The sequence below is a fragment of the Methylobacterium aerolatum genome (assembly GCF_022179085.1).
Classification (GTDB): Bacteria; Pseudomonadota; Alphaproteobacteria; order Rhizobiales; family Beijerinckiaceae; genus Methylobacterium; species Methylobacterium aerolatum.
In genome coordinates this window covers 1-25,054 of record NZ_BPQE01000024.1, presented here as the reverse complement: position 1 = coordinate 25,054, position 25,054 = coordinate 1, and the positions used below count along the sequence as shown (strand labels likewise).

Annotated in this window: 22 protein-coding genes and 3 pseudogenes; 12 read left to right on the top strand and 13 right to left on the bottom strand. The window is 67.7% G+C overall.

Annotated elements, in window-relative coordinates; all coding sequences use genetic code 11:
* Positions 1–42 precede the first annotated feature (42 nt).
* The 4 genes from sorB to MFF06_RS16530 all read right to left on the bottom strand — a co-directional run bounded on the left by sorB (position 43) and on the right by MFF06_RS16530 (position 2,901).
* Positions 43–363 (bottom strand): SorB family sulfite dehydrogenase c-type cytochrome subunit, encoded by a 321-nt coding sequence (sorB, locus tag MFF06_RS16545; protein ID WP_238205925.1) that lies wholly within the window; start codon positions 361–363, stop codon positions 43–45.
* A gap of 13 nt (positions 364–376) precedes the next feature.
* Positions 377–1,588, bottom strand: a complete 1,212-nt coding sequence (gene sorA / locus MFF06_RS16540) for a SorA family sulfite dehydrogenase catalytic subunit (protein WP_238205923.1) — start codon at positions 1,586–1,588, stop codon at positions 377–379.
* A gap of 120 nt (positions 1,589–1,708) precedes the next feature.
* Positions 1,709–2,413, bottom strand: coding sequence for an anti-sigma factor family protein (locus MFF06_RS16535; RefSeq protein WP_238205921.1), 705 nt, complete (start codon positions 2,411–2,413; stop codon positions 1,709–1,711).
* Positions 2,413–2,901 (bottom strand): RNA polymerase sigma factor, encoded by a 489-nt coding sequence (locus MFF06_RS16530; RefSeq protein ID WP_238205919.1) that lies wholly within the window; start codon positions 2,899–2,901, stop codon positions 2,413–2,415. Before MFF06_RS16530 ends, MFF06_RS16535 begins: the two co-directional genes overlap by 1 nt.
* Positions 2,902–3,080: 179 nt before the next feature.
* On the opposite strand from MFF06_RS16530, the gene MFF06_RS16525 reads away from it, so the two are divergent.
* From MFF06_RS16525 to MFF06_RS16495, 7 genes are all read left to right on the top strand, one after another.
* A complete protein-coding gene (locus tag MFF06_RS16525) occupies positions 3,081–3,335 on the top strand; it encodes a hypothetical protein (RefSeq protein WP_238205917.1) in 255 nt (84 codons plus the stop codon).
* 782 nt (positions 3,336–4,117) lie between these two features.
* A complete protein-coding gene (locus MFF06_RS16520; RefSeq protein WP_238205914.1) occupies positions 4,118–5,053 on the top strand; it encodes an ArdC family protein in 936 nt (311 codons plus the stop codon).
* Positions 5,054–6,170: 1,117 nt separating this feature from the next.
* Positions 6,171–6,572 (top strand): hypothetical protein, encoded by a 402-nt coding sequence (locus MFF06_RS16515; protein ID WP_238205912.1) that lies wholly within the window; start codon positions 6,171–6,173, stop codon positions 6,570–6,572.
* 2 nt (positions 6,573–6,574) lie between these two features.
* On the top strand, positions 6,575–6,796 hold the full coding sequence (locus tag MFF06_RS16510) for a DUF421 domain-containing protein (RefSeq protein WP_238205910.1): 222 nt from the start codon (positions 6,575–6,577) through the stop codon (positions 6,794–6,796).
* Complete coding sequence (locus tag MFF06_RS16505) at positions 6,797–7,015, top strand: YetF domain-containing protein (RefSeq protein WP_306421668.1); 219 nt, start codon at positions 6,797–6,799, stop codon at positions 7,013–7,015.
* Positions 7,016–7,237: 222 nt separating this feature from the next.
* Positions 7,238–7,936 (top strand): glutathione S-transferase family protein, encoded by a 699-nt coding sequence (locus tag MFF06_RS16500; RefSeq protein ID WP_238205906.1) that lies wholly within the window; start codon positions 7,238–7,240, stop codon positions 7,934–7,936.
* Positions 7,937–8,647: 711 nt separating this feature from the next.
* Positions 8,648–9,250 (top strand): TetR/AcrR family transcriptional regulator, encoded by a 603-nt coding sequence (locus MFF06_RS16495; RefSeq protein ID WP_306421667.1) that lies wholly within the window; start codon positions 8,648–8,650, stop codon positions 9,248–9,250.
* 129 nt (positions 9,251–9,379) lie between these two features.
* Here MFF06_RS16495 and MFF06_RS16490 read toward each other — a convergent pair.
* Together MFF06_RS16490 and MFF06_RS16485 are read right to left on the bottom strand one after the other, a co-directional pair.
* Positions 9,380–9,588: pseudogene (locus tag MFF06_RS16490) on the bottom strand (transposase); the annotation flags it as partial.
* Positions 9,589–9,697: 109 nt separating this feature from the next.
* Positions 9,698–10,579, bottom strand: coding sequence for a LysR substrate-binding domain-containing protein (locus MFF06_RS16485; protein ID WP_238205904.1), 882 nt, complete (start codon positions 10,577–10,579; stop codon positions 9,698–9,700).
* Positions 10,580–10,929: 350 nt separating this feature from the next.
* Here MFF06_RS16485 and MFF06_RS16480 point away from each other — a divergent pair, with 350 nt between their 5' ends.
* The 3 genes from MFF06_RS16480 (at position 10,930) to MFF06_RS16470 (ending at position 14,176) form a co-directional block, all read left to right on the top strand.
* On the top strand, positions 10,930–11,208 hold the full coding sequence (locus tag MFF06_RS16480) for a hypothetical protein (RefSeq protein WP_238205902.1): 279 nt from the start codon (positions 10,930–10,932) through the stop codon (positions 11,206–11,208).
* 261 nt (positions 11,209–11,469) lie between these two features.
* Positions 11,470–13,170: an ABC transporter transmembrane domain-containing protein gene (locus MFF06_RS16475; protein ID WP_238205900.1), complete on the top strand. Its 1,701-nt coding sequence runs from the start codon at positions 11,470–11,472 to the stop codon at positions 13,168–13,170.
* Complete coding sequence (locus tag MFF06_RS16470) at positions 13,154–14,176, top strand: efflux RND transporter periplasmic adaptor subunit (protein ID WP_238205898.1); 1,023 nt, start codon at positions 13,154–13,156, stop codon at positions 14,174–14,176. Before MFF06_RS16475 ends, MFF06_RS16470 begins: the two co-directional genes overlap by 17 nt.
* A 291-nt stretch (positions 14,177–14,467) precedes the next feature.
* Here MFF06_RS16470 and MFF06_RS16465 read toward each other — a convergent pair whose 3' ends face one another.
* From MFF06_RS16465 to MFF06_RS16430, 7 genes and pseudogenes are all read right to left on the bottom strand, one after another.
* Positions 14,468–16,483 carry a family 2A encapsulin nanocompartment cargo protein cysteine desulfurase gene (locus tag MFF06_RS16465; RefSeq protein WP_370876675.1) on the bottom strand — a complete coding sequence of 672 codons (2,016 nt, stop codon included), beginning with the start codon at positions 16,481–16,483 and terminating at the stop codon, positions 14,468–14,470.
* Positions 16,470–17,861, bottom strand: a pseudogene (locus tag MFF06_RS22700) (family 2B encapsulin nanocompartment shell protein). Before MFF06_RS22700 ends, MFF06_RS16465 begins: the two are co-directional and overlap by 14 nt.
* Before the next feature lie 419 nt (positions 17,862–18,280).
* On the bottom strand, positions 18,281–19,129 hold the full coding sequence (gene cysE / locus MFF06_RS16450; RefSeq protein ID WP_238205894.1) for a serine O-acetyltransferase: 849 nt from the start codon (positions 19,127–19,129) through the stop codon (positions 18,281–18,283).
* A gap of 11 nt (positions 19,130–19,140) precedes the next feature.
* On the bottom strand, positions 19,141–19,347 hold the full coding sequence (locus tag MFF06_RS16445) for a hypothetical protein (RefSeq protein ID WP_238205892.1): 207 nt from the start codon (positions 19,345–19,347) through the stop codon (positions 19,141–19,143).
* 241 nt (positions 19,348–19,588) lie between these two features.
* Positions 19,589–20,926, bottom strand: a pseudogene (locus MFF06_RS16440) (LLM class flavin-dependent oxidoreductase).
* Positions 20,927–20,940: 14 nt separating this feature from the next.
* Positions 20,941–21,984: an LLM class flavin-dependent oxidoreductase gene (locus MFF06_RS16435; RefSeq protein ID WP_238205890.1), complete on the bottom strand. Its 1,044-nt coding sequence runs from the start codon at positions 21,982–21,984 to the stop codon at positions 20,941–20,943.
* 4 nt (positions 21,985–21,988) lie between these two features.
* Entirely contained in the window at positions 21,989–22,966 is a 978-nt protein-coding gene (locus tag MFF06_RS16430; protein WP_370876716.1) for an ABC transporter substrate-binding protein, read from the bottom strand.
* Between the two features lie 424 nt (positions 22,967–23,390).
* Here MFF06_RS16430 and MFF06_RS16425 point away from each other — a divergent pair, with 424 nt between their 5' ends.
* Positions 23,391–24,611, top strand: coding sequence for an acyl-CoA dehydrogenase family protein (locus tag MFF06_RS16425; RefSeq protein WP_238205886.1), 1,221 nt, complete (start codon positions 23,391–23,393; stop codon positions 24,609–24,611).
* A 9-nt stretch (positions 24,612–24,620) separates the two neighbouring features.
* Positions 24,621–25,054: molybdopterin-dependent oxidoreductase (locus MFF06_RS16420; protein WP_238205884.1), on the top strand; the 434-nt coding region annotated here is incomplete at its 3' end.

Sequence of the window (25,054 nt, the reverse complement as noted above, 5' to 3'; positions counted from 1 at the left end):
GAGAGGAGGGGCGGTCGCAGGACCGCCCCTCCATTTCCAACCTCAATAGGTGTCGGTGAGGTAGGCGGCGATGGCCTTGGCCTGCGCCTCGTCGATCGGCGCATGGTAGACCTTGACCATCTTGGTCACCTCGGACTCCCAGAAGGCTGCGCCTTTGCCCGGCGGCTGCATGGCGATGTAGTCCGGCGAGTGGCAGACGAGGCAGTTCGCCTGGGCCGCCTCGAAGCCCTCCGCGTGCGTGCCGGCCTTCGGCGCGCGCAGGGTCGCGGTCGGTTCGGGCATTTCGTAGGATTTGGGCGCGGCGAGTGCCGTGCCGGCCGCGAGGGCGAGGGCCACCGTCAGGGCGAGGGTGATGCGGGTCATTCTCATCACTCCCTCAGGCCGCGCGCACGCGGGTGGTCTCGACCACGTTGCGCAGGTATCCGGCCGGGTTCCAGCGCGGCTCAATCGGCTGGCTCACCCCGTCGTTGCCCGTGGCTCGCACCCGGATCGCGTGCGCGCCCGGCGACAGGTCCGCATCGAGGGTCCAGGGCCGGAAGGCGTAGGGGCCGAGATCCTGCCCGAGTTGCGCCTCCGTCCAGGTCTTGCCGTCGTCGGTCGAGACCGCCACCGACTTGATTCCCGAGCCACCGTCGAAGGCGATGCCGCGCAAGGGCGTGTGCCCGGCCTTCACATCCGCCCCGTCGGTCAGGTTGGTGAGGAAGGAGCGCACGGTGAACCGGTTGATCGGCACGGTCTTGTCCGCCGCCTTGCCGGGTTGGGTGCAGGCGCAGTCGTTGTCGGGGATGCGATAGGCCTTCTGCATCCAGAAGCCGTCGAAGGGTTTGTCGAGCACGCTGACGCTTTCCAGGTGCTTGACCCAGTAGGTGCCGTAGAAGCCCGGCACGACGAGGCGCAGGGGATAGCCGTTGAGCCAGGGCAGGTCCTGCCCGTTCATGCCCCAGGCGAGCATCACCTGCCCGTCACGGGCGTGGTCGATCTTCAGCGACTTGGCGAAGTCCGGCGTCTCAGGGATCACAGGGCCGTCGAGGCCGGTAAAGGCGACCTCGACGGCGCCCGCCTTCACCCCAGCCTTGTCGAGCACCGCCTTCAGCGGCACGCCGGTCCAGCGAGCACAGCCCATCGCCCCGTTGGCCAGCTGCCCGCCGGCCATGCGCGGTTCGAAGAAGCCGCGGGAATTGCCCGAGCATTGGTTGACCGCGACGATCTCGGTTGTCGGCATCGCCTTCAAATCGGCGAGCGAGAGCGAGACCTCCTGCTCGACATGCCCCTTGATCGCGACCCGGTAGGTCTCGGGATCGATCTCGGTCGGGATGTCGGCGAGATGGTAGCGGACGAAGAACGCGTCGTTGGGCGTGATCGCGCCCTCGTCGAACACCGAGAACGGGGTCTCCAGCTGCGGCGGGCGCGCGGTCATCTGGAGCAGCGGGCGCTTGCCCGGATAGGCCACCAAGGGCCGTTCGCCGTTGCCGAAGGGCAGCGTGGCCGCGTCTTCCGCGAGCGCCCGCAGCGGAGCGAGGCTGCCGCCGCCGAGGCCCGCCAGGGCCGTGAGGCCCGCGCGCCTGATGAGATCCCGTCTGTCGAGCATTCGAAAGTCCTCCCCGTCCGCGCGTGGCTCCGGTGACCAGGCCCGCGCTGTGCGGAGGAGGAGACGCATGGCGCCCCCAGTCTATTCGCGGCGGATCGAAATAAAGTCCGTCCTCGCCCCTCACCCGGCGCAGGGGCGCTCCGGGAGGCCGGTGGCCCGGTCCAGGGCGATGCGCAGGCGGTCGGTCATGTCCGGGGCGGTGAGCAGAACGACCGCCTCGGCCAGCAGGGCGAACCGCTCGGCCGGCACCGTCTCGGACAGAAGGACATAGTGGCGCCCCTCGCTGTCCCAGCGGGCCAGACGCAGGCCGCCGCTGCCTTCCGCGATTGCGAGACCGGCCTGGGCAGGCGCCGACCCGCTCCACAGGGCCAGACGGCAGCCATGGCGCCCCTCGTACCCAGCGAGGCGACCGGCCGCACCGTCGTCCGGGGACAGGTAGACCAAGCGGAAGCCGGCCGCCCCGAGATCGAGGGGGAAGCCACGCAAGCCGCCCGCAAGCCGCACGTCGTTCGTGGGCGAGCCCGCCGCGCTCCAGGCGGTGAAGGCCGCACGCGCGGGGTCGGCTGGGGGCCGTGACGCCATCACCAGCCACCCGGCGCCGATGAGGACGGCCAAGGCCGCGGCGCAGGCCCATCCGAGGGAGGCGCGGGCGATGGGCGCGCCGCGGGGCCGCACGACCGCCGCCTTCACACCCTGCTTCAGCCGGGTGAGGGTCGCGACCCGCGCCGCCAGGACCGGGTCCCGGGCCAGCGACTCCGAGACCTCGTGCCGGCTCTGCGCATCGAGCTCCCCATCGACATAGGCATTGAGGGTCTCCCAGCGCATCACGGCACCTCGCTCCCATCGGATGTCCCGGCGATCCGGTGCAGCATGATCCTCCTCGCCCTGTGCAGTCGGCTCATGACCGTGCCGATGGGAATACCGAGCCGCTCGGCGGTCTCCCGGTAGCTCAAGCCTTCGACATCCACGCAGGTCACGACAGACCGGCAGGGTGCGTCGAGGGCGGCGAAGGCTTGGCGCACTGCGATGGCCTCGATTAGGCGGTCGTCGAACCCCTCGTCGGGCCACTCGAGGAGATCGTCCTCGGTGCGGATGCGGGAACGGCGGATCCGGTCGATCCAGGCGTGGCGCACAATCTGGAACAGGTAGGCGCGGGCCGCCCGAGGCTCACGGGGAGTCGTCCGCGTGGAAAGAGCCTTGAGAGCGCTCTGCTGCATCAGGTCACGTGCGGCGTCAGGCTCGCGCGTCAGGGCCAACGCGTAGCGATACAGGCGCGGCCATGCGTCGACGAGGTGCTGACCGATGGACCGCATCCTGAGGTGTCATCCTCCCCGCACTCCATAGCACAATGATACATGGCACACCGACTCGCGACGTTGGTCGGTGACCGTGGACGGCCGAAGACCTCACAGCACGGCAGTGCGGATCGACGCGTTGCTGCCGCCGAACAATCGATGCCGAGCTTGCATGTCTGCTTTCAGGCATTGTGAGGATGCGATTGTATGACCGGGATGGGCGCAAAGCAGAAGGGCAGCTTCGGGCTTCCATTCCCTATGTAGTCAATGCTCGTGAGTCCTTCACTTCTGTCGGGCCGTTGACCAAGATCGAATCCTTCGTCAGCAGCACCATGACATTAATCACGTCAAACTTTGATGCGGCCACTGTCAAAGTAACGCAAATCGATGCGCAGGTCACGCATTGCTTCCAATCAGCCAAAAACTATATCACTTTGGCTGATCAAAATTGATCGGCAGCGTCTCACCCATAGCCGCGAGATATGCTCTCACATCGAATTAATATTCTGACTGCATACCTGCGAGGAACAGCAGGATCATCTCTCAAATATCTCTGCTCCCCCTCTTGAGCCTATCTCCGCTAGGGTGAGGCGTGGCTATCCCTCGGGCGTCTCCTCGTTTTCTATCTTAGACGCCGAAACGCTTCGCCGCCTGAACTACATGGCCGCGAGCTTCTATTCGCCAAGAGAAAAGCCACGCTCCCTATGAGCCTCGAGCCTCCACCGCCAGCCATGCGGGATGGGGATCGCCGAGTCGCAAGCCGAAGGGCATCGGTATGAAAAGCGGTCCTGTACTTTACGGATCGCAGGATGTAGGTACACGGGTAGCCCCACCCCTGCAAGACGACCCCAACGCACCGCGGATCAAGCGGAGGGGTCCGTCCGCGCTGGCCGTCCAAGCTGACGGGAAGCGGTGTGTAAAGGCCGACCGCACAGCCCCGGCCTACCTGTCGAAAGGTTGCACCTCGATCCGCCGATCGACCGACGGCGTGGCTCCGGGATCCGGACCTCCGCGGTGGAGCGTGGCTTTGCCGCTCACCGGCAAAGCCTTGCCTTCAGCAAGCCGATCTCCCTCAAACGTTCACCAAGATCCGGGGCATGACAGGGAGCACGGAGCCGGCACCACCGCCTCGGCCCAGCTGTCGCTCTACAAGGCTTCTGTGAAAAGCCGCCGCACCTGAGGGAACCCCGCGCCGAGGCAGCCAACGCCGTGGCTGCACCGGAGCCCACCCTTCATGCCAGTCAACGACCTGCACGCCCGACTCGCCGCGACTATCATCGCGCAGCTTGAGACCGCTGATCCCGGTTCGTGGACACCGCCCTGGCACGGCGCCGACCCGATGCCCCGCAACGTCCGCACCGGCCGGCGCTACCGTGGCATCAACGTCCTGGCGCTGTGGTGCGCGGCGCAGGCCAACAACTACGCCGATGCGCGCTGGGCCACCTACCGGCAATGGGCGGCGCTCGAGGCGCAAGTCCGCAAGGCCGAGCGCGGAACCCTCGTGCTGTTCTACAGAGAGCTGCCCCGCGGGACCGATGAAGACACGACCGACGGTGCCCCCTTCGTCGCCCGAGCTGCCTACGTCTTCAACGCCGCCCAGGTCGATGCCGCACCGCCGCTTGCTGACGCACCAGTGTCCGGCATCACCTCAGACTCGCTGCCGGCCTTCGACGCGTTCGTCGCGGCCACCGGCGTCACTATCCAGCATGGCGGCAATCGCGCCTGCTACGTGCCGGCCACCGACGCGATCCACCTACCGCCCCGCACCGTCTTCCGCTCGTCGACTAGCTACGCCGGCACGCTCGCGCACGAGCTCGTACACTGGACCGGTGCCCCTGACAGACTCGCCCGCGACCTCACCGGCCGGTTCGGCGCCCGAGCGTACGCTGCGGAGGAACTCGTGGCTGAGCTTGGCGCCGCCTTCGTGCTGGCGGATCTAGGCATCGCGCGCACGCCTCACCCCGACCACGCGGCCTACTGTGCGTCTTGGGCGCCACTCCTGCGCGCTGACCCTCGTGCGCTCTCAACCGCTGCTACTCAAGCTTCGCGCGCCGCCGATCACCTCGCGGCACAGCAATCCAAGGGCCCGTCGGGCAATCGCGAGGGAGGTTGCTGCCCGCACCACAATCCTGCTACACATCCCTTGGCGCTTCGCGAGACAAGCGACTGAGAAAACTAGATTTTTTTGGCGAGTGGCTACGGGCTTAGTGTCCTGGCGCCGCAGCCAAAATTTACCCTTTGATCGTAGCGCGCCGCCGGTCGTTGCTAGGTGAGCGAAAGCATGGATAAGCTGCTTGGGCAATTGCTTGGGCAGGGAGGCAAAAGAGACAAAAAATCCAACTATAACAACGTAATCTGACGGACTCCGTCTCCGCCACTTCCCTTTCGATCTGCAAAACGCGCCTTCACCCGCAACGGGTTGGCCCGCATTGCGTAGCGATCCATCCTAGACTTCCCGGGGAATGACCGAGGGCGTGGATGTGGCGTATATTCGGGCGTGATAGAGGCCGCGTGAAACCCGCAGGATCGGATGGCACAGGCGGAATCGGCCGAGATTTCGCGGATTTCGATTGAGTGCGATTGCGCGGTGTCGTCGGGGCGGGATGGCCACGCAGAGGCAGATGGCAAACCAGGGCTGAAATGAAGGGCATTGCTCCGTCGCCTGATGGAGACTGACGCAGGGCCCTGTCAGTCCTCTTGTAGCCTTTCGGGAACCAGCGCAGCAGCCGCGAATCCTGCAGGATCTCGTCGACCGCGCGGACAGACACCTGCGGCTACTGGACAGGGCCGTCGAGCAAAGCCTGCTGGATTACCTTGCCGAAGCAACCACCACAGCGGCCGCACCCCGAGCGGCCTCCGATCCTGTGCAGCCGCCACAGCTCGGCGATGGCGATGGTGCGCCACCGCAGGAGCCGGGGTCGGCGCTGGTGGCCGTCGCCGAGACCAATCGCGTCATCACTCAGTACGACGAGCTGAGATCAGACAGCAACCTGCACCTGCATTTCACGATGGAACAGTGTTCGTCAGGGCCGGACTGATCAGCGTCGCCTTTCACTGACAACTCAACGAGGAAATACGAAATGACCGAGAGCTGAAAGATCGAGACGCTCAGCTTCCTGAGGGCGGTCAAGCGCATCGAAGCGCTGATCCCGGAGATCCAGGAGCTTCGCGCCGTTCTGAACGATTGTATCGCGAGCCTTCGCAGCCGGATCACGTAGTCCGATGCGTTGCGTCACCGCCGATATCATATCATCGGCGGTAATCACGCCCCATCACGATCAATGGGCATGGGTCGAAAGCGATACGGCCTGCTCGGGCACGGACCGTTCAGCGGGCGAAGCCTCACCAACGCCGATGGGTCGATCAGTATCCGCTACGAGCCGGTGGTGCGTTTCGGGACGCCGACGATCATCCGCTTCGATACCCAGGTTCCGCCGGGCGGCGACAGGGTTGCGGTAACCATCGCCAAGGATCTTGTCGATCAGTTCGGCCTGGAGAGCATCACGCCCCGGCCGGCGACCTGGGAAGTCGCAGGCGGTGGCATTCGCTTGGTGTTCCCGGTACAGGCCGGCCAGAGCCATGCGCTCATTCGGTTCACCGGCTCGCCGACCTTCCGCGGCGGGGTGAACCTCACCGTCCGCCTCGATGCCGGCGAGATGCTGTCCCGGTCTCAGCACGCGGTGCCGTAGCCATGAACACCGTCCTGAAGGCCGCGGCCGCCTACCTTATCGTTTTGTTCGTCATCCGGCTGATGGGGCGGCGCACCGCCAGCCTGCAAGCCCCCATCGACATGGTGGTGCTGTTCTTGTTCGGCGGCCTGAGCGTCAGCGCCATCCTGGGTGACGACCACTCGTTCACTGGGGCAATGAGTGCACTGTTCACCGTGGGGCTGATGCACGCCTCGGTGTCTTGACTGACGCTGCGCGTCGTCCGGTTCGAGCGGATCGTCGACGGCACCCCTCTTGTGGTCTACCGCGACGGCGATTGGGACGAGACCGACATGCGACGCTTGCGGATGCAGTTGGCGGTCGTTCGCACTGCGGCGCGGCAGCGGGGACTGGACGACCTGGAGAAGGTCGCCGTCGCCATTGTGGAGCGGGACGGCAAGATGTCCGTCATCGAGACGGACTGACTACCTCGAAGCTGCCCCGCGGGAGGAGCGGCCCTCCCACTGGCAACCCCACACAGCCGCTGGAAACGGTGTTTGCGTTTCTCCGAAGCGGTCGTCCGCCGAACCTCTGGCACGTTCGGCTGGGTGGGGAGCAGCCATGAAACCAACGTCTGCGTCCCTCTGTTGCCGCTCGGAACCGACACCACCTGTGGTGATGTCGAAAGCACGCTCTGCTGAGGAACCATGGACAAGCTTATCCTCTACACCTCGCCGTCAGCCTTCCCGAACCCGCAGAGGGTGCGTCTGCTCATGCACGAGAAGGGGATCGCGCAGCATGTCGAGGAGCGTGTGCTCGACATGGCACCGGGCGGTGAGCAGCGCGGCTGGCGACACCTCAAGCGCAATCCGTGGGGCGAGACCCCGACCCTTGAGCTACCGGATGGCGGTTATCTCGCCGAAAGCGTCGCGATTGCGCGCTACCTCGATCTCAGTTTCCCGGGTCGTAAGATCATGGGCGAGGAACCTCTGGAGCAGGCACAGGACGTGATGTGGAACGACCGGATCTGGGTGCAGATCCTGTACCGGCTGACGACGCTGTTCCATGTTGCGCATCAGGGCCTCGGGCCGAAGCTGGAACTGACGAGCAACCCGCAGTGGGGAGAACATTGCCGTAAGGAGGCGCTCGCCCATGCCGGACTCGTCGACCGGCACCTGTCCGATGGGCGTGACTGGATCCTCGGGGGCGAGCAGCCGACCTTCGCCGACATCACGCTGTGCACGGCAATCGCCTTCTCAAAGTTCGGTCCGGTGGCGACACCGCTGGACGAGCGCTACGAGCAGATCGAGCAGTTCTGGCAGCGCTGGAAGGCACGCCCGAGCTTCCGCCTCGCTTACGCGGATGGCGGCGGTCTCCAGGAATTGAGTGCGCTTCAGTCCGCCTGATCGGCACTGGGTCCGGTGGAGCGACTCCGCATCGCGCCGGCTGGTTCCGCCCGTCTCAGCGCAGAGGGGGACAGGGCCGCGCCTAACAGCGCGGTCCGGGCCTTCACGGCAAATGTCGCATGATCGCGAACATTGGCGGTAGAGCCGGGCGGTGGCACCACGCTTTCCCCCAAAGTCGCGCCGATAAGGTCCGCTGTCGTCCACCGTCGTCCGGCAGCAGACCGTCGGTATCCCACCCAACCTAGCCACCCAGGGACGCCCGCCGCGGGACCGGATTTGGCCGACAGCTGCCGGTCTGCTTCGCAGTGGACGAAGAGGAATAGCGGACATTCTGCGCAGTCTAAAACGCGCTTCGACGAAGTGGATGGCAGATCATCGATAGAATACGCGGTGAAACAATAGCTTTGAGCTGCCGGCCTGAGGCCGTCAGATCGGATCCGGCTCTTGGTGCAATCCTCGAACTGATCCTTTGCAGACCCTCCGCTCAGCCTGTTCGAATGTCCGCTCAGAAAGCGAAGCGCTCCGGCAGCCGTCGAGGCGCCCTCAAGCCACGGGACGTCGCCCACCGCAAAATCGGAGTGGACCCATGTCGACACTTCGGAAGCGCCCTTCGTCGCGACCGGCGCCGCCCGCGCGAGTGATCGCTTTCCTTCTCAATGAACGCGTATACTGAACGCGTTCATTGACGGGGGCGACAGGCCGCGACAGTCCATGAGCGACAACGAACTGGCCGCGATGCAGGCCAGGATCGTCCGCGAGGCCGGACGGATCGTCCAGGCCAAGGGATACGCAGCCCTGTCGATGCGACAGCTGGCGGCGGGGCTCGGGCTCACCGCCGGTGCGCTCCACCGCTACTTCCCAACCAAGCAGCACGTGCTGTTGGCCTCTTGCGGAGCGGCCCTCGACGAGCTGACAGAGGCTCTGCGCCGGATCGAGGCTGGGGAGCCGAAGCCGCTGCGCGCGCTCGAACGCATGATGGTGGCCGACGGAGACTTCGCCCTCGACGACACTGACCGGTTCCGGGTGGTCCTCCTCGACCCCGATGTCGGCGAAATCGAACTCCCCGATACCAAAGCCCTGGACGGCTATCGAGTGCTCCAGGGGACAGTCCGGCAGGCGCAGGAGGCAGCGCTCCTCCGGCCGATTCCCAACCACGACATCGCCTGCATCCTCGTAGGCTGTGTCCACGGCCTCGTCGTGATGGCCATCACCATCCGCGAAATCGACGTCAGCGACATCGAGCCCCTCGTCGCAACCGCCGCGCGGGCGACGCTGCGCGGCCTCGTCCCTTCGGACGTGGAGATTGAACCATGAACTCTCTGGCGAGCATCGTAATGGTCTAGTGCAGCCTTTTCGGCATCCTCTTGATGCTGGGTGGCTGCTGCGCCCGTCGATGGAAAAACGCAAGAGGAAAGCGACGCCATTCTGTTCTACCGTCCGGACTCATAACCAGTAGCTGACGGCGGCGGCGAGGCAGACGGCGGCGAATAGTTGGTCGCCGGACGGTCGTAGCGGGTGGCGATGCGGCGGAAGTCCTTGAGGCGGCCGAACATGCGCTCGATGGCGTTGCGCCCTCGATAAAGCGCGGGTGGGAAGCATGGCTTCCAGCGGCGGTTGATCTTGGGCGGGATGTTGGGTGCAGCCCCGTCGGCCCCTCCGTAAGAGCCGTGAGTCACACCCGAGTTGTTCGCGCTACCAATATAGGTCCGGGCGCTAAACATCCCTGACGAGGGTGAGTACTGACGGCGCGACCGAAGCTTCTTACGATGCAACGGCCGTTGGGAGGGCGACCCGGCGCTCCATTGCCCCGACAATGGTCGTCGACAGCAGTTCCGCAGCCGGCGTGAGGGGGCCCGGAGCTTGGTAGAGGACGATCTCCGTATCCGGGAGCTTCGGGAGCCGAAGACGCTCGGAGACCGAGACCATGTCCTCGGGTATCATCTCCGTCGGCAAAACAGTCACGCCGAGCCCGGCCTGCACGGCAGCCTGCAATCCGGCCAGGCTCGGGCTGGTGTAGACGATGCGCCAATCGCGTCCGATTGCATCGAGCGTAGACAGCGCGCGCTTGCGATAGACGTCCGGCGCCGGCGAGACGACGAGCGGGAGCGGGTCTTCGACTTCCATGACCAGACGGGGTGACGCGACCCAGTCGAGCACCTCCCGCCAGACCCTGGTGCCTCCGCTCGGTCCCTGCGGCTCCCGCTTAAACAGGATCAGGTCGTACCGGCCCTTGGAGAAGTCGTCGAGGAGGTTGACGGTGAAGTCGCAATTCACGTCGAGCGCGACCTGCGGGTGAGAGCGGGCGAAACACGCCAGAACCTCCGAGAGGTGCGTGGTCGCGAAATCCTCGGGCGTGCCCAGCCTGACGAGGCCCGACAGTTCCGGAGTGACGATCCGTGAGAGGGCCTCGGCACCGAGCCTGAGGATCTGCCGCGCGTAGGTGAGCAGAACCTCGCCCTGGGGCGTCAGCGTGAGTTCCCGGCCGTCGCGGTCGAAGAGGCGGCGGGTGAGGCCGTCCTCCAAGCGCTTGATCTGCAGCGAGACGGTCGATTGCGTCAGGCCCAGCCTGCTGGCCGCGCGGGTAAAGCTGCCGTTGTCGACGATGGCGACGAAGGTTCGCAGAAGATCCAGATCGAAAGGCAATGGCGGTCCAGGCATCGGGGAGACGTCATGTCGCCGGTGCCAGATCTCAAGCTCACGGGTCGAGCCTTTTCCAACCCGAAGCCGAATGTAGCGACGGCATGTGATAGAACGCACCTTGCCTATTGAGCAATGATAAGGATAGGGATTAAAGCACTTTCTCAAAAACTAGGTGAGCTGAGTCCCATTTATTGTTTCAATGATATCCATTGAGTTTCTGAAATTGTAGATCAAACCTCGTCGCTCCAAATCAGCGTCGTGGATGAGGCGAACGGAAGCCGACGATGCGGATCCGCTTCGGCCTCGATCCACGGACAGGTCCTCGAGACCGCAAACCTGATCGGAGACAAGCGATGAAGGCGTCGAAGAAGCTATCCCTCGTGACCGTCGCGGCCGCGCTCAGCGTCGCGCCGCTCACCGCCGCGTTCGCCGATGTGCGTGTCGGCCCAGGGTCGCGGCCCCTGCCGCAGACGACCTGGGACGGGCTCTCGACCGGCTCGATCTTCCCGGGTGAGATCCTGCCCCCGACCGTCGGCGGCTGCCGCCGGAGCTCGGCCCAGGAAGGCAACGCCGAGCAGCAGCACTTCCCGGTGCAGCAGTACGGCCAGGTGTCGGGCGGCCACCGCTGCTGAAGCGGGTGGGCTGCCTCGATCCCGCATCCGTCCAACCCACCGGCAATCGCCGGCATCAAGGCGATCCGCCATGCCACTCCTCATGGCGGATCGCGCATGTGGTCCTCGCGCCGATGGGCCGCGTAAGCCCGGCCGTTGATGGGCTCACGCCCCACTCGCACCTCCACCACTTCCCCATGCCTCTGAGGCCATGCCCCGTGCCGTGTCGGAGCCGTGCCCCTCCTTGCTTGCCCTCTTTCCGGTCTTGAAGGTCCGCCCCCAATGGATGCGACGAAACACACGCCGCTGACGCTCACGGAAGCCTGCAGGCTCATCGCTCGCTTCCTCAAGCCCGAGGCCGGCTTCGTCCGGACGGCGGTCGTCTACGGGATCGCCGTGGCGCTCCTGGGCCTTGCCGTGCCGGTATCGGTGCAGCTCCTGATCAACTCGGTCGCCAACACGGCGCTTCCCACACCCCTGTTCGTCCTGTCCGGGCTGTTGCTCGGCCTGCTGCTCGCCGCAGCCCTTCTCAGCGCCACGCGTATCTACATCCTGGCGCTGTTCGAGCGGCGCGTGTTCGCGAGGATCGTGGCGGACATCAGCCTGCGTGCTGTGCACGCCAGGAACCCCAATTTCGAGGAGGCCCACCGCGGCGACCTGTTCAACCGCTACTTCGACCTCATGACGGTCCAGAAGGCGGTCCCGCATCTCCTGGTCGGCGGCCTCGCGATCCTCCTGCAATCCGGGATCGGCCTCGTCCTGACGAGCTTCTATCACCCGTTCTTCCTCGCCTTTAATCTAGTGGTGGCCGCCGTGATCATCGGCATCGCGCTCCTCTGGGCGGGGCCGGCGGTCCGGTCCGGCGCGGCGCTGAGCCACGCCAAGCACGAGACCGCGCGCTGGCTCGAGAGCCTTGGTGGCTCGAACGGGTTCTATCGGCACGGTGCACGGCTCACGACCGCGCTGGCCCGGTCGGAAGCGATGACCTCCGCCTACGTGCGGGCGCACCATCGCCACTTCCGCCACACCTTCGCGCAAGCCGTCGGATTCCTCCTGGTCTACGCGCTCGCGAGCGCCGGCCTCCTGGCCATGGGCGGGTGGCTGATCCTGCAGGGGCAGCTGTCGCTCGGGCAACTCGTGGCGGCGGAGCTCGTCCTGTCGAGCGCCTTCTACGGGATCTCGCAATTGGGCTCCCACGCGAGGACCTTCTACGACCTCGCCGCCGCGCTTCACGAACTGTCGCTGTTCGAGGAGATCGAGCAGGCCGACGGCAATGGGTGGAACGGCCCGGGTCCCGCCAACGGGAACCTGCGCCTGCGCGACATCGAGCACGACGGCCTCCGCTTCGACTTCGCGGTCGAGAGCGGTGAGATCCTTGCCGTGGCCGCCGACGACGGTGTCGAGCAGGCACTTGCGGACCTCATCGAGCTGAGGGTCCGGCCCGTGCGCGGGTGGGTGATGGTCGGGGGAGCCGACATTACGGCCTTCGGTCTGGAGGGCCTGCGGTCCGAGATCCTCGTCCTGGATCGGCCGACGCTCACCGAAACGACCATCCGCGAGTACCTGTCGGGCGGCGACTTATCGTGCCTCGCCCGGATGCACGAGTGTCTTGAGCGCGTCGGGCTCGCGGAGCGCGTCCGGCGCCTGCCCTCCGGCCTCGACACCGCCTTGGCGAAGTCCGGCTCTCCGCTCTCGACGGGCGAGGTCGTCGCCCTGAAGCTGGCCGCCGCCCTCCTGCGACCGCCGAAGCTCCTCGTCCTGCCGACGCTCCTCGACCTGTTGCCACCGGATCGCGTCGGGGCTGCGCTGGTGGGGTTCCGGGAGGCGGGCACGACGGTGCTGCATGTGACCCGCCGCCCCCCGATACCGGTCCACGACGACCAGATCCGCCTGGGCGCCCATGGATACGGGCGTGTGGCCGGACGTGAGGACCCGCTCGACAAGACGACGCCGAGGGAGAAGCCCCATGCTGTCGCGGCCTGAACACCTCCATCGCTTTCCGACTCTGACGGCGATCCGGCCTCCCCGCGCGGCGGTCGCCCTCGGCTGGATCATCGGGATCGGGACCGTCCTTGCGGTCCTGGCCCTCCTCTACGTGCCCTGGGTGCAGACCTCGGCGGGGACCGGGCGCGTCATTGCGCCAAACCCCGCCGACCGGGTCCAGTCGGTCACGGCGCTGGTCCAGGGCCGGGTGGAGCATTGGTACGTCGAGGACGGCCAGCGGGTCCGGGCCGGAGACGCAATCGCCCGCCTCGTCGACAACGACCCGTTCCTGCTCAAGCGGCTCGCCGCCGAGCGGGAGCAGATCGAGGCCGAGATCGCGGCGGCCGATCAGGCCGTGAAGGTGGCGGAAAGTCAGGTCAGCCAAACGCGCGAGGCTGCGGAGAAGGGGTTCGTGACACGGCGGAACTTCGAAGCCGCGCAGATCCGCGTGGCGGAGCAGCGGGCGAAGCTGGCCGAGGCCAAGGCCAAGCTCAGCCGCCTCGAAGTGACCGTGAACCGTCAATCGGCGCAGCTCGTCCAAGCGCCCAGGGACGGCCGCATCCTGCACATCAACGCCGCGGCGGCGGGCACGCTGGTCAACGCGGGGGACACCCTGGCCACCCTCGCGCCGCACGCGCCGGAACGGGTCGTCGAGTTGATGGTCGACGGGCGGGACGTCGCCCTGATCAGGCCCGGCCGGACGGTGCGTCTCGCCTTCGAGGGCTGGCCCGCGATCCAGCTCAGCGGCTGGCCCTCGGTGGCCCACGGGATGTTCGACGGGCGGGTGCGAACTGTCGACCCCTCCGCTCAGCCAAGCGGTTTGTTCCGGGTGCTCGTCGAGCAGGACCCCGACCAAGCCAGATGGCCGGACGTCGACTTCATCCCGCTGGGCGCCAAGGTGCGAGGGTGGATACGGATGGAGACGGTGTCGGTGGGCTATGAACTCTGGCGCGTGCTCAACAACTTCCCGTTGGAGTTTCCGCAAACGCCTCGAAACCCGGCCTGAATGACTGAAACTGGTGTAGCGAGCCGAGAAGGGATGCCTTGTTTTCCTTGCGTATCCCCCTTTTGAGTTCGGCATCCGAAAGCAGACGGTCGCAAAATCACCCAACCCAGCCATTCAGTGGCGCCCGACAGAAAGGCCGGAACTGGCCGTCAGCCGACTGTGCGCTTTCAAGGCCTTCCAATGCTACAGCGGACGAAGCGAGATTTTGTTTAAGTAAGCGAAAGCACTCAGAGCGTGGTCTTCCGTTCCTGGGCTCTTCCGCGCCGATTACGTCAATCCGGCGCCGCGCCTTCAATGCCGCGGCAGGGTGTGCAGCGCCCGCAGGAACACGTCCACGTCCTCGCGGGTGTTGTAGAAGGCCAGCGACGCCCGCACCGACTGGTCGACTCCGAAGCGGCGGAGTGCGGGAAGGGCGCAGTGGTGGCCCGAGCGCACGGCGATGCCGTGGGCGTCGAGATGGTGGGCGACTGCCTCATTCTCCTGGCCGTCGACGGTGAAGGACATGACGCTCGCCTTCTCCCGGGCGGTGCCGATGAGGCGCAGGCCCTTCACCTCGGCGAGCCCTCCTTGCGCATACTCCAGCAGGTCGTGCTCGTAGGCGGCGATGGCCGTTAGACCGATGCCCTCCAGGTAGTCGAGGGCCGCGCCGAGGCCGACGGCGCCCGCGATGTCCGGAGTGCCCGCCTCGAACTTCTCCGGTGCGCCCTTGTAGACCGTCTTTGCGAAGGTGACGTCCTCGATCATGTGGCCACCGCCCTGCCAGGGCGGCATCGCGTCGAGCAGGGCGCTCTTGCCGTAGAGGGCGCCGATCCCCGTCGGCCCGAACACCTTGTGGCCGGAGAACACGAGGAAGTCGGCGTCGAGCGCCTGTACGTCGAGGGGAATGTGCGGCGAGGATTGTGCTGCATCGACCAGCACCGGCACGCCGTAGGCATGGGCCAGCGCGATGATCTCCCGGATCGGGTTCACCGTGCCGAGCGCGTTCGCCACATGCGTCACCGAGACGATCTTCGTCCGCCCGGAGAGCAAAGCCGCGTATTGCTCGAAGATGATCTCGCCCCGGTCGTTCACCGGGATGACCCGGATCGTCGCCCCCGTGCGCTGCGCCAGGAGCTGCCAGGGCACGATGTTGGCGTGGTGCTCGATGGTCGAGAGGATGATCTCGTCGCCCGGCCCGATTTGCGCCCCACCATAGGAGGCGGCCACCAGATTGATCGCCTCCGTCGTACCCCGCAGGAAGACGATGTCGTCCTTGGTCGGAGCGTTGAGGAAGCGGCGCACGGCCTCGCGCCCGCCCTCGAACAGGTCCGTCGAGCGCGCCGCGAGGGTATGGGCGGCCCGGTGGATGTTCGAGTTGTGCCGGGCGTAGAACTCGGAGGTCGCGTCGATCACGGCCTGCGGTTTGTGGGTCGTCGCGGCGTTGTCGAGCCAGACCAGCGGGTGGCCGTTGACGCTCTGGTGCAGCGCCGGGAAGTCTTTTCGAACGCGCTCCACGTCGAAGGGCGCCGCCACCGGGCTCGACCCGTGCGACAGCGCGCGCGGTGCGGGACCGGGTGAGCGGGTCGGCTCGACGCGGGGGCTCGCCGGCGCCTTGCGCGCCGGGCCGGGGCCGAGGTTCAGGAAGTAGTAGTCGGAGAGGTTCGGAGCCGCTGGCTCGGGCGCCCGCGACAAGCGGCCGGTCTTTCGGAAACTCTCCTGCGCCTCGTCCACGCCGGCCTTTGACGGGTCGGCCGGCACGAGATGCGGGGCCAGCGCGTGGGCGAAGGCGTTGGCGCGGGGATGATCCGCCGCGATCTGCCGGTGCAGTTCCGGGCCGCCGGGGAGCGCCGCCGCGAGCGAGGGAATGCTCGGGAACGAGAAGTCCGGCAGCACCGGCCGCGGGCTCGCCGGGTGGACCGGCGGGACCGTGCCGACCTCGGCGAAGGCCGGGCTCGCCGGGGCGAGGTTCGGCACGGTCGGGCCGCTCAAGCCCGGCACACCGACCGGCGGTGCCCCGAAGGAGCGGGCGCCGAGGGCCGAAACGTCCGGCTGGAACCCGGAGGGCAGCCCCCCGGCCGGAGCCGAGGGCGTCCCCACCGAGCCGCTCGGCAGCGGCGCGCCGCCGAAGCCCTGCGGCAGGCCGTCGAGGGCCTGCGACACCTGTGGGCTCGCCGGCAGCGACAGGGCGACGGGCTGGCTCGCCGCCTGACCTTGCCCGTAGATCTCGCGGGCGAGGCGCCCGACGAGATCCGCATGCGGAGTGGATTGGGCGAGCTCGCCCGTCGTCCCCGTGGGGAAACCGGACACCGGCACCTCACGCATAGTCATGGTAGTTGCCGAGCAGCACGTTATCGAGACGGGCGATGGCGTCCTCGACCAGCACGGCGGCCGAGAAGTAGCGGGTCACGAGGTGCGAGGCGATGGAGTGGTCGTTGGTGCCCATGTAGCGCACCGACAGGCCGGGCTCGATCTCGCCGGTCACGCCGGACTTCTAAAGCCCGACGACGCCCTGCTCGCCCTCGCCGACGCGTAGCAGCAGGATCGACGTGGTCTGGGCGCCCGTCACCGGGTCGCTGTCGATCGGCAGCTTGTCGCTCGGCACCAGCGGCACGCCGCGCCACGTGAGGAACGGGGCGCCGAACAGGTGCACCACCACCGGAGGCACGCCACGGCGGGTCGCCTCGCGGCCGAAGGCGGCGATGGCGCGGGGATGGGCCACGAAGAAGGCGGGCTTCTTCCACACCAGCGTCAGCAACTCGTCGAGGTCGTCCGGGGTGGGCGGGCCGCCCCGGGTCGGGATGCGCTGGCGGCCCGTCACCTCATTGAGGAGGCCGAAGGCCGAGTTGTTCAGGAGCTCCCACTCCTCCCGCTCCTTCACCGCATCCACGGTGAGGCGGATCTGCTCGCGCAGCTGATCGATCTCGTTCGAATAGAGATCGGTGACGCGGGTATGGGTGTTGAGGATCGTCTGGATGGTGGAGAGGTGGTACTCGCGCGGGTCGATCTCGTAATCGACGAAGGTCGTCGGCAGCCGTGGCTCGCCGGTATGGACGGCCAGGAGCTCGATACCCTGCTCGCCGTAGGAATTGGTGTGGCCCTTCAGCCGGTCGCGCTCCTCGCGATACTGGCCGATCCGCGAGCGGATGCTCTCGTCGTCCAGCGCCGAGCGGTCGAGGGTCAGCAGCGTGACGGCCGAGAGGGCCTTCACCGCCGGAGCCGGCGCGCCCTCGTCGAGGAGGTCGCCGTCGCCGAAATAGTCGCCTTTGGTGGCGAGCCCCTGGCGCAGGCGGCCCTTGTAGGGGCCGGATAGGGTCAGTTCGACGGTGCCGTCGGCGACCACGACGAGGTTGCGCTCGGCGGCGCCCTCCTCGCGGATGACGTCGCCGGCCGCGTGGCGGCTCTCCTTGAACTTGCCCGCGAGGCTCGCGAGCTCGGCATCGCCCAGGCGGCTGAACAGCGGAACGGAGCGCAGCGAACCGGAACGGATGGTGCGGCCCTTGTCCTCGGTGGCGAGGTCGATGCGGCCGCCCTTGGCGAGCACCACGGCGCGGCGGTTCACCCGGTAGACGCCGCCCGCGACATCGACGAAGGGCAGGAGGCGCAGGAGCCACCGCGGGGTATTCGCCGCGTTCTGGACCGAGGTGACGGTCGCCGTCGCGAGGTTGCGTGCCGCCGTGGCGCTGACGCTCAAACCCGGTCCGCTCATCGTTTGTCGTCTCCAGAAGGTAAGCAGGCGCGCCGCTTCGGCCCGCAGGGAAGCGGGCGGTCGCGCAGTAAAGCGGACCGGGCGCAAGTGTTCGGTGGACCGGGCGAGCCTTGAGAGCCGCGAGCGATCCGGTTGATCTTGTGTTGACGAGCGAAGTAACATCTGCCCGGCGCTGCATGGCGCGAATCGGCCTTGAGTCTTGCCAGCGATGCTTGACTATGACGGGGGTCTGCCTGAGGTCAACAAAAATATCTTCTATATCTGAGTCATTCTTGAAAGATTGATCCGGTTTTAGCGCTAAACGCAGAACGTAGTCTGTGATTTTGGCATATTTTTAAGAAATTCATTCTCTCAGGTCGCGGTCTGATGGCAGAACCACGACGACATCGTTTCAAGGGAAGGATTTTTCTCGCGCCCGGTCAGATCCCGTCCCCGAAGCCAAAGGACTGGTCCATGCTGAGCGCGGGCTCCTCGTCGGCGCGCAGGCGCGAGACGACGCGGGCCGGGACGCCCGCGACGGTGGTGTGGGCGGGCACGTCGCTCAGCACCACGGCGGCGGCGCCGATCTTGGCCCCCTCGCCGACGCGGACGTTGCCGAGCACCTTGGCCCCGACGCTGAGCAGCACGCCGCGGGCGATCTTCGGGTGCCGGTCGCCGCTTTCCTTGCCGTTGCCGCCGAGCGTCACCGATTGGAGGATCGACACGTCGTCGGCCACCACCGTGGTCTCACCGATCACCACCCCGGTGGCGTGGTCGATGAAGACCCCCGAGCCGATCCGGGCGGCCGGGTGAATGTCGCAGCCGAACACCTCGGAGATGCGGCTCTGGACATGCAGCGCCAGCGTCGCCCGGCCCTGGTGCCAGAGCCAGTGCCCGACCCGGTAGGCTTCCAGCGCAGCGAAGCCCTTGTAGAACAGGAACGGATCCAGGTAGCGGCGACAGGTCGGGTCGCGCTCGCGGATGGCGACGAGGTCGCGCACCGCATGGGCACCGGCCTCCGGATCCGCCTCGAAGGCGGACAGGCACAGGTCGCGCATCGACAGGCGGGCGAGGTCGCCGTCGCCCAGCCGGTGGGCGAGGCGGTAGGCCAGGGCCTGGGCGAGGGTGCGCTGGTCGAGGATCGTCGCCTGGATGATGCCCGCGTAGAGCGGCTCCTCGATCAGGGCGGCCTCCGCCTCGGCGCGCAACTCCGCCCAGACCTCGGTCTCGGCGGCGCTGCGGCTGATCGCCCGGAGGGGCGGCTGGAGGGTGGCGAGGGCGGCGGTCACGGTGGCGGCGATCAGTGCACCCGCCGGAACAGATCCGGCAGGTAGCCTTCAAGGAGCTCATGCCCCTCGAAGGCGACATCGACGGTGGCCGGGCGCCCACCCTGGCCATGGATGCCGACGATCCGGCCCCTGGCGTGCCGCCAGATCCCGAGGGCTTCCGCGAGATCGAGGCGCTCGAACACCACTTCGTCTCCCCGTCTGATGGCCGATGCCGCCATAAGCTCCTCCTCCGCGCGCCGCCGAAGACCGCTCCGATTCCCGGTCCGCGGCCCTGTCGGCCATCCCGGGAAATGCCCTTCCGCCTCGTCATGGTCGGAGGAGAAGGTTTCAGTCGCAGCTGGCCCGAATAGAAGCATGATCTTCGCTAAGCCATTGTAATAGCTATATATTTATTGATCTAACCCGTTTTGGCAAGGGTCGCTTCCCGGTCTCGCCCGGCAAAGCCTCCGGGCGCTCCGCTCACGCCGAAAGCGAGCGGCCGGTCTCGGCGTAGCGGCTGGCCGGCCGCGCCAGCCCGAGGTGGTCCCGCAGGGTCGCCCCGGCATAGTCCAGCCGGAATAACCCCCTGCGCTGGAGGATCGGCACAACAGCGTCCACGAAGGTCTCCAGCCCCTCCGGCAGGACATCCGGCATCAGGTTGAAGCCGTCCGCCGCACCCGCCCGGAACCACGCCTCGATGTCGTCGGCGATGGCCTCCGGCGTTCCGACGACGATGCGGTGGCCGACGCCGCCGCCGAGCGCCCGCAGGAGTTGGCGCACGGTCAGCCTATCCCGCCGCGCGAGGGCAAGCGTCCCGAGGAACATCGTGTGGTTGCCGTCCGGCGGCAGGGGCAGCGGGTCGGGCAGCGGCTTGTCGAGATCGAGGCGGGCGGGGTCGATCCGCAGCGTGCCGGCGAGCCGGGCGAGGCTGTACTCCACCGGCACGAGATCCCAGAGGTCGTCCTGGCGCCGCCGCGCCTCGGCCTCGGTGGAGCCGATCACCGTGGCGAGGCCCGGCAGGATGACCAGTTCGTCCGGTTGGCGTCCGTGGCGCGCCGCCCGCGTCCGCAGGTCCCGGGCATAGGCCGCGCCATCCTCGATGGTCTGCGCCAGGGAGAACACCGCGTCGGCGGTGGCCGCGGCGAGTTCGCGTCCATCCTCTGAGCCGCCCGCCTGGAAGGTGACGGGCCGCCCCTGCGGGCTGCGGGGCACGGTGAGCGGCCCCGCGACGGTTTAGTGCGCGCCGCGATGGTCGATCGCGTGGACCTTGTCCGTGTCGATGAACCGGCCGCTCGCCTTATCGCCGACGAAGGCGTCGTCCTCCCAGCTGTCCCACAGGGCGTGGACGAGGTCGGTGAACTCGCGGGCGCGGGCGTAGCGGGCCCCGTGATCCGAGACGCCCGCGAAGCCGAAATTGCGGCCCGCAGAGGCATCTGCCGTCGTCACCACGTTCCAGCCCGCCCGGCCCCGGCTCACGAGGTCGAGGCTCGCGAAGCGGCGGGCCAGATTGTACGGCTCGTTGTAGGTCGTCGAAGCGGTCGCCACGAGGCCGACATGGCGCGTCGCGGCGGCGACGGCCGCCAGCACCACGGTGGGTTCGAGGGCGTTGAACGGGCGGTAGTCGATCCGGTCGTTGATGGCCGGCGTGTCGGCGAGGAAGATCGCGTCGAGCTTGCCGCGCTCGGCGATGCGGGCGACGCGCACGACATGGTCGATGTCGATGAAGGCGTCGGGCCGGCTCTCCGGCAGCCGCCAGGCCGACGGGTAGACGCCCGAATGCAGCAGGTTGACGTTGAGGTGCAATTGGCGACCGCTCATCGAAGCCCTCGGGGTCAGCGGACGCGGGGAATGACCTGCTCGGCGAAGCGGCGCATCTCCGTCTCGAAGGGCTGGAACTGCAGCATGAACAGCTCGATGCCCGCCGCGTGGAAGGCGCGGATCCGCTCGGCGACCGTCGCATAGCTGCCCACCAGCCCGGCCGCCGTGCCGCCGTTGGTCCCGACATGGCGGGAGGAAGCCGCGTCGGTCTTGGCGAACATCACGCTCGCCGTATCCGTGCGGGCGCGGGTGTCGGCGCGGAGATCCGCGTCGCGATGGGAGAGGGCGAGGAGCCGGGCGTGCTCTTCTTCCGCCTCCGCGTCGGTGTCCCGGGCGATCACGAAGGCCGAGAGGCCGTAGCGCAGGGGCCCGTGGGTGGCCGGGCGCCGGGCGACGTCGGCGATCAGCGCCACGACGTCCGCGAGCGGCTGTCCGTTGATGAACCAGACATCGGCGTGGTCGGCCGCGAGCGCCCGGGCGGGTTCGGATTCGCCGCCGAGATAGATCGTCGGCCGCGGCCGGAACGTGCCGGCGGGGCGGAGCTGATAGTCCTCCGTCCGGAAGTGTTCCCCCCGATGGGTCACGCGCTCGCCGCGCATCAGCCGGTCGACGAGGCCGATCCACTCGCGGCCATAGGCGTAGCGGTCGTCATGGGCCGGGAAGGGCAGGCCGGCCCGCTCGAACTCGGCCCTGTTCCAGGCATTCACGAGGTTCAGGGCAAAGCGCCCGCCGCTGATATGCTCGATCTGCAGGGCCATCTTGGCGAGCACCACCGGGTGGTAGAGCCCCGGCTTGATCGCCGCGATGATCTCGATCCGCTTGGTCAGCGCCGCGAGCGCCGCCGCCCCGGTCCAGGCTTCGAGCTGGTCGCGGCTGCCGTCGTAAGGGTTCATCGTGTGCTGGGCGACCAGCACCGAGTCGAAGCCGAGCGCCTCGGCCTCCAGCACGAGGGCGCGGTTGCGCTCCCACGAGGCGTCGTCCGGCTCGTCGGGATCGTGGTGGGAGGCACGCGAGCCGTGGACGGCGGCCCAGATGCCGAATCGGGGAACACTCGCCATGGCCTCAGCCCCGGCCGGTGGGGATCGCGAAGATCGGCACGTCGGTGGCGTCGATCCGGCGGGGGATGAGCTTCGCCTCGTGGAAGACGTCGGCGATGGCCTGCTGTTCGCCGAGCTGCGCCCGCTCCACAGGCTCTACCGCGTAGGTCCGGCGGCTGTTGGCGGCGGCCACGACCGCCGGGGGCAGATCGCCCCAGATCGGCGCCAGGAGGGCGACCGCCTCCTCCGGGTTGGCCTTCATCCAGGTGCCGGCCTCGACGAGGGATCGGTAGACGGTCGCCACCACCTCCGGCTGCGCGGCCACGAAGCTGTCGTTGACGAGGTAATAGCGGTGGTAGCTCGTCAGCCCCGTGCCGTCCGCGATGACCCGCACCGGGCGCTTGGCCTCGGCGAAGGCCAGGAACGGGTCCCAGATCGACCACGCGTCGAGGGCGCCCTGATCGAAGGCCACGGCCCCCTCCGGTGCCTGGAGATAGGCGGGCTTGATGTCGGAAAGGGTCAAGCCGGCGCGCTTGAGGGCGGCGGCCAGCACATAGTGGCTCCCCGAACCCCGCGAGACGCCGACCGTCTTGCCCCTCAGGTCGGCGACGGTGCGGATCGGCGAATCGGCGGGCACGATGATCGCCTCGGCCGAGGGCGCCCCCCGCTCGCGGGCGTAGAAGGTAAGGGGCGCTTTGGCCGATTGGGTGAAGATCGGCACGGCATCGGCCACGTCGGCGTGGATATCGACCGCGCCAGCGTTCATCGGCTCGATCACGCTGGTGAACAGGTGCCAGGTCGGGGTGAAGCCCAGCGGGGCGAGACGCTCGGCCAAAGTGCCTTTCACCTTGAGCACGGTGAACAGCACCGACGACCGTTGCATGCTGATCTTCACCTCGCGGGGCGCCGCGTGGACCGCCGGAGCGCCGAGCGCAAGAACAGCCGCCCCGCCGAGGCCGCCGCGCAGGAGGGTGCGGCGGGAGGGGCTGAACCGGCCCGTCATGTCGTCGGTCATCAGGTGCTCGCGAATGGCAGGGAAGAGCGGTGGGTGGGCGCCGGGGCACGGGGTGCCTGCGCGGCGCATGCATTGAAGGCCGGCAAGGCGCGGCGGATCAATGAAACGCGTTTTCGAATTATCGAATGAAGGGGGAATCGCATTCCATGAAATGCAGATTACCGAATATGTCTTCCTTCCGCGCGGTCTCACCAGTCAATTTGCCAACATAAGTTGCATCATTCGCGGAAGGGAACGCGCTTCCACAGCGAAGCCCCACCGCAAAATCGAAATTCTCTTGGCCGCTTCATCGCGAGTACTCGCTCCCAAAGTGGAGGTCCGGCATGGAATCCGGGTTGCGGTAGGGGGCCGGCTCGCGGATTCCTCTGGCCAACGCCCCCGGGGCGAGGTCGGACAATCGGGAAGTCGAACCATGTCGCAGACGGATGCGGGCTGGGGTGCGGGGCCGAGCGCAGGGTATGAGACCCTCGCGGATCGCTTCCGCCCGGTCTTCGCCGAGATCCGCGCCACCGCCGTCGAGCGGGACCGGGAGCGCCGCCTGCCGCATGCCGAGATCGGCTGGCTGCGGGAGGCGAACTTCACCACCCTGCGGCTCGCGCCGGAGCAGGGCGGCCACGGCGCCAGCCTGCCGGAACTGTTTGCCCTGCTGATCGAGCTGTCGGCGGCCGATTCGAACATCACCAATGCGCTGCGGGCGCATTTCGGCTTCACGGAGGACGCGCTCTGCTCCTCCTCGCCCGAGTGGCGGGCGGCCTGGATCGCGCGGATCGGCGCGGGCGAGACGATCGGGAGCGGCGTCTCGGAAACCGGGTCCGCCAAGGTCGGCGCCTTCGACACGGTGGTGCGGCGGCGCGACGGCAAGCCCGTGGTCGAGGGGCGGAAGTTCTACACCACCGGCTCGCTCTTCGCGGACTACATCCACCTCTCCGCCGACGACGAGGCGGGCGGGCCGGTGACGGCGGCCGTGCCGGTGCGCGCGCCGGGCGTCACCATCGTGGACGATTGGGACGGGTTCGGGCAGGCACTCACCGCCAGCGGCACCGCCACCTTCGAGGGCGTGGCCCTCGACCCCGCGCTCATCAAGCCGGATCCGGCCCGCTTCCCCTACGCCATGGCGTTCTTCCAGCTGGTCCATCTCGCAACGCTCGCCGGCATCGGCCGGGCGGCGGCGGACGACGTGGCAAGGCTCGTCGCCGGGCGGACCCGCGTCTACAGCCACGGCAACGCCGGGCGCACGGCCGACGACCCGCAGATCCAGGCCGTCGTCGGGCGGGTGCGGGCCAGCGCCTACGCGGCGGGCGCCATCGTGCTGAAGGCCGCCGAGGCGTTGCAGAGGGTCCACGACGCACACCGGGCCGGATCGCTGGAGGCGGAGCGGCAGGCGACGCTCGCCGATGTCGAGGTCAACCAAGGGGTCGGCGTGGTCACCGACCTGATTTTGAGCGCGACGACGAGCCTGTTCGACGCGCTCGGCGCCTCGGCGGTGAAGGTGGGTGCCGGGCTCGACCGCTACTGGCGCAACGCCCGCACGATCGCCTCCCACAACCCGCGGATCTACCGGGACCGCAGCGTCGGCACCTTTGCGATCTCCGGCGAGGCGCCGCCCCGGCAGTACCGGGTCGGCTCGGCGTGAGGTGAGGCGATGAACGACGACGACACAACGAGCCCGGCCCGGCGGCGCTTCCTTGTCCAGGGGGCGGCGGCGGCCGTGGGTGCCGTGGCGGGCAGCGGCGCCCGCGCGGAGCAGGCGGCGCCACCGGGCGTCCCAGACTGGATGAAGGCGCCCGGCGCCGACACGGGCAGCCAGCCCTACGGCACACCCTCACGCTTCGAGGCGGGCATCATCCGCAACGTCCCCAAGGGCCTCAAGCAGTACACCTCGGCCTCCACCCGCACGCCGCTCCAGGATCTCGACGGTATCCTCACGCCGAACGGCCTGTTCTACGAACGCCATCACGGCGGCATCCCGGACATCGACCCGGCCCGGCACCAGCTCCTGATCCACGGTCTGGTGGAGCGGCCCCTCGTCCTGACCATGGAGGACATCCGGCGCTTCCCTAGGGTCTGGACTCGATC

Bases quoted from the DNA above. Each gene is read 5' to 3' on its own strand.
- sorB (WP_238205925.1), bottom strand. From the start codon at position 363: ATGACCCGCATCACCCTCGCCCTGACGGTGGCCCTCGCCCTCGCGGCC.
- sorA (WP_238205923.1), bottom strand. From the start codon at position 1,588: ATGCTCGACAGACGGGATCTCATCAGGCGCGCGGGCCTCACGGCCCTG.
- MFF06_RS16535 (WP_238205921.1), bottom strand. From the start codon at position 2,413: ATGCGCTGGGAGACCCTCAATGCCTATGTCGATGGGGAGCTCGATGCG.
- MFF06_RS16530 (WP_238205919.1), bottom strand. From the start codon at position 2,901: ATGCGGTCCATCGGTCAGCACCTCGTCGACGCATGGCCGCGCCTGTAT.
- MFF06_RS16525 (WP_238205917.1), top strand. From the start codon at position 3,081: ATGCGATTGTATGACCGGGATGGGCGCAAAGCAGAAGGGCAGCTTCGG.
- MFF06_RS16520 (WP_238205914.1), top strand. From the start codon at position 4,118: ATGCCAGTCAACGACCTGCACGCCCGACTCGCCGCGACTATCATCGCG.
- MFF06_RS16515 (WP_238205912.1), top strand. From the start codon at position 6,171: ATGGGTCGAAAGCGATACGGCCTGCTCGGGCACGGACCGTTCAGCGGG.
- MFF06_RS16510 (WP_238205910.1), top strand. From the start codon at position 6,575: ATGAACACCGTCCTGAAGGCCGCGGCCGCCTACCTTATCGTTTTGTTC.
- MFF06_RS16500 (WP_238205906.1), top strand. From the start codon at position 7,238: ATGGACAAGCTTATCCTCTACACCTCGCCGTCAGCCTTCCCGAACCCG.
- MFF06_RS16495 (WP_306421667.1), top strand. From the start codon at position 8,648: ATGAGCGACAACGAACTGGCCGCGATGCAGGCCAGGATCGTCCGCGAG.
- MFF06_RS16480 (WP_238205902.1), top strand. From the start codon at position 10,930: ATGAAGGCGTCGAAGAAGCTATCCCTCGTGACCGTCGCGGCCGCGCTC.
- MFF06_RS16475 (WP_238205900.1), top strand. From the start codon at position 11,470: ATGGATGCGACGAAACACACGCCGCTGACGCTCACGGAAGCCTGCAGG.
- MFF06_RS16470 (WP_238205898.1), top strand. From the start codon at position 13,154: ATGCTGTCGCGGCCTGAACACCTCCATCGCTTTCCGACTCTGACGGCG.
- MFF06_RS16465 (WP_370876675.1), bottom strand. From the start codon at position 16,483: ATGACTATGCGTGAGGTGCCGGTGTCCGGTTTCCCCACGGGGACGACG.
- MFF06_RS16445 (WP_238205892.1), bottom strand. From the start codon at position 19,347: ATGGCGGCATCGGCCATCAGACGGGGAGACGAAGTGGTGTTCGAGCGC.
- MFF06_RS16435 (WP_238205890.1), bottom strand. From the start codon at position 21,984: ATGGCGAGTGTTCCCCGATTCGGCATCTGGGCCGCCGTCCACGGCTCG.
- MFF06_RS16430 (WP_370876716.1), bottom strand. From the start codon at position 22,966: ATGACGGGCCGGTTCAGCCCCTCCCGCCGCACCCTCCTGCGCGGCGGC.
- MFF06_RS16425 (WP_238205886.1), top strand. From the start codon at position 23,391: ATGTCGCAGACGGATGCGGGCTGGGGTGCGGGGCCGAGCGCAGGGTAT.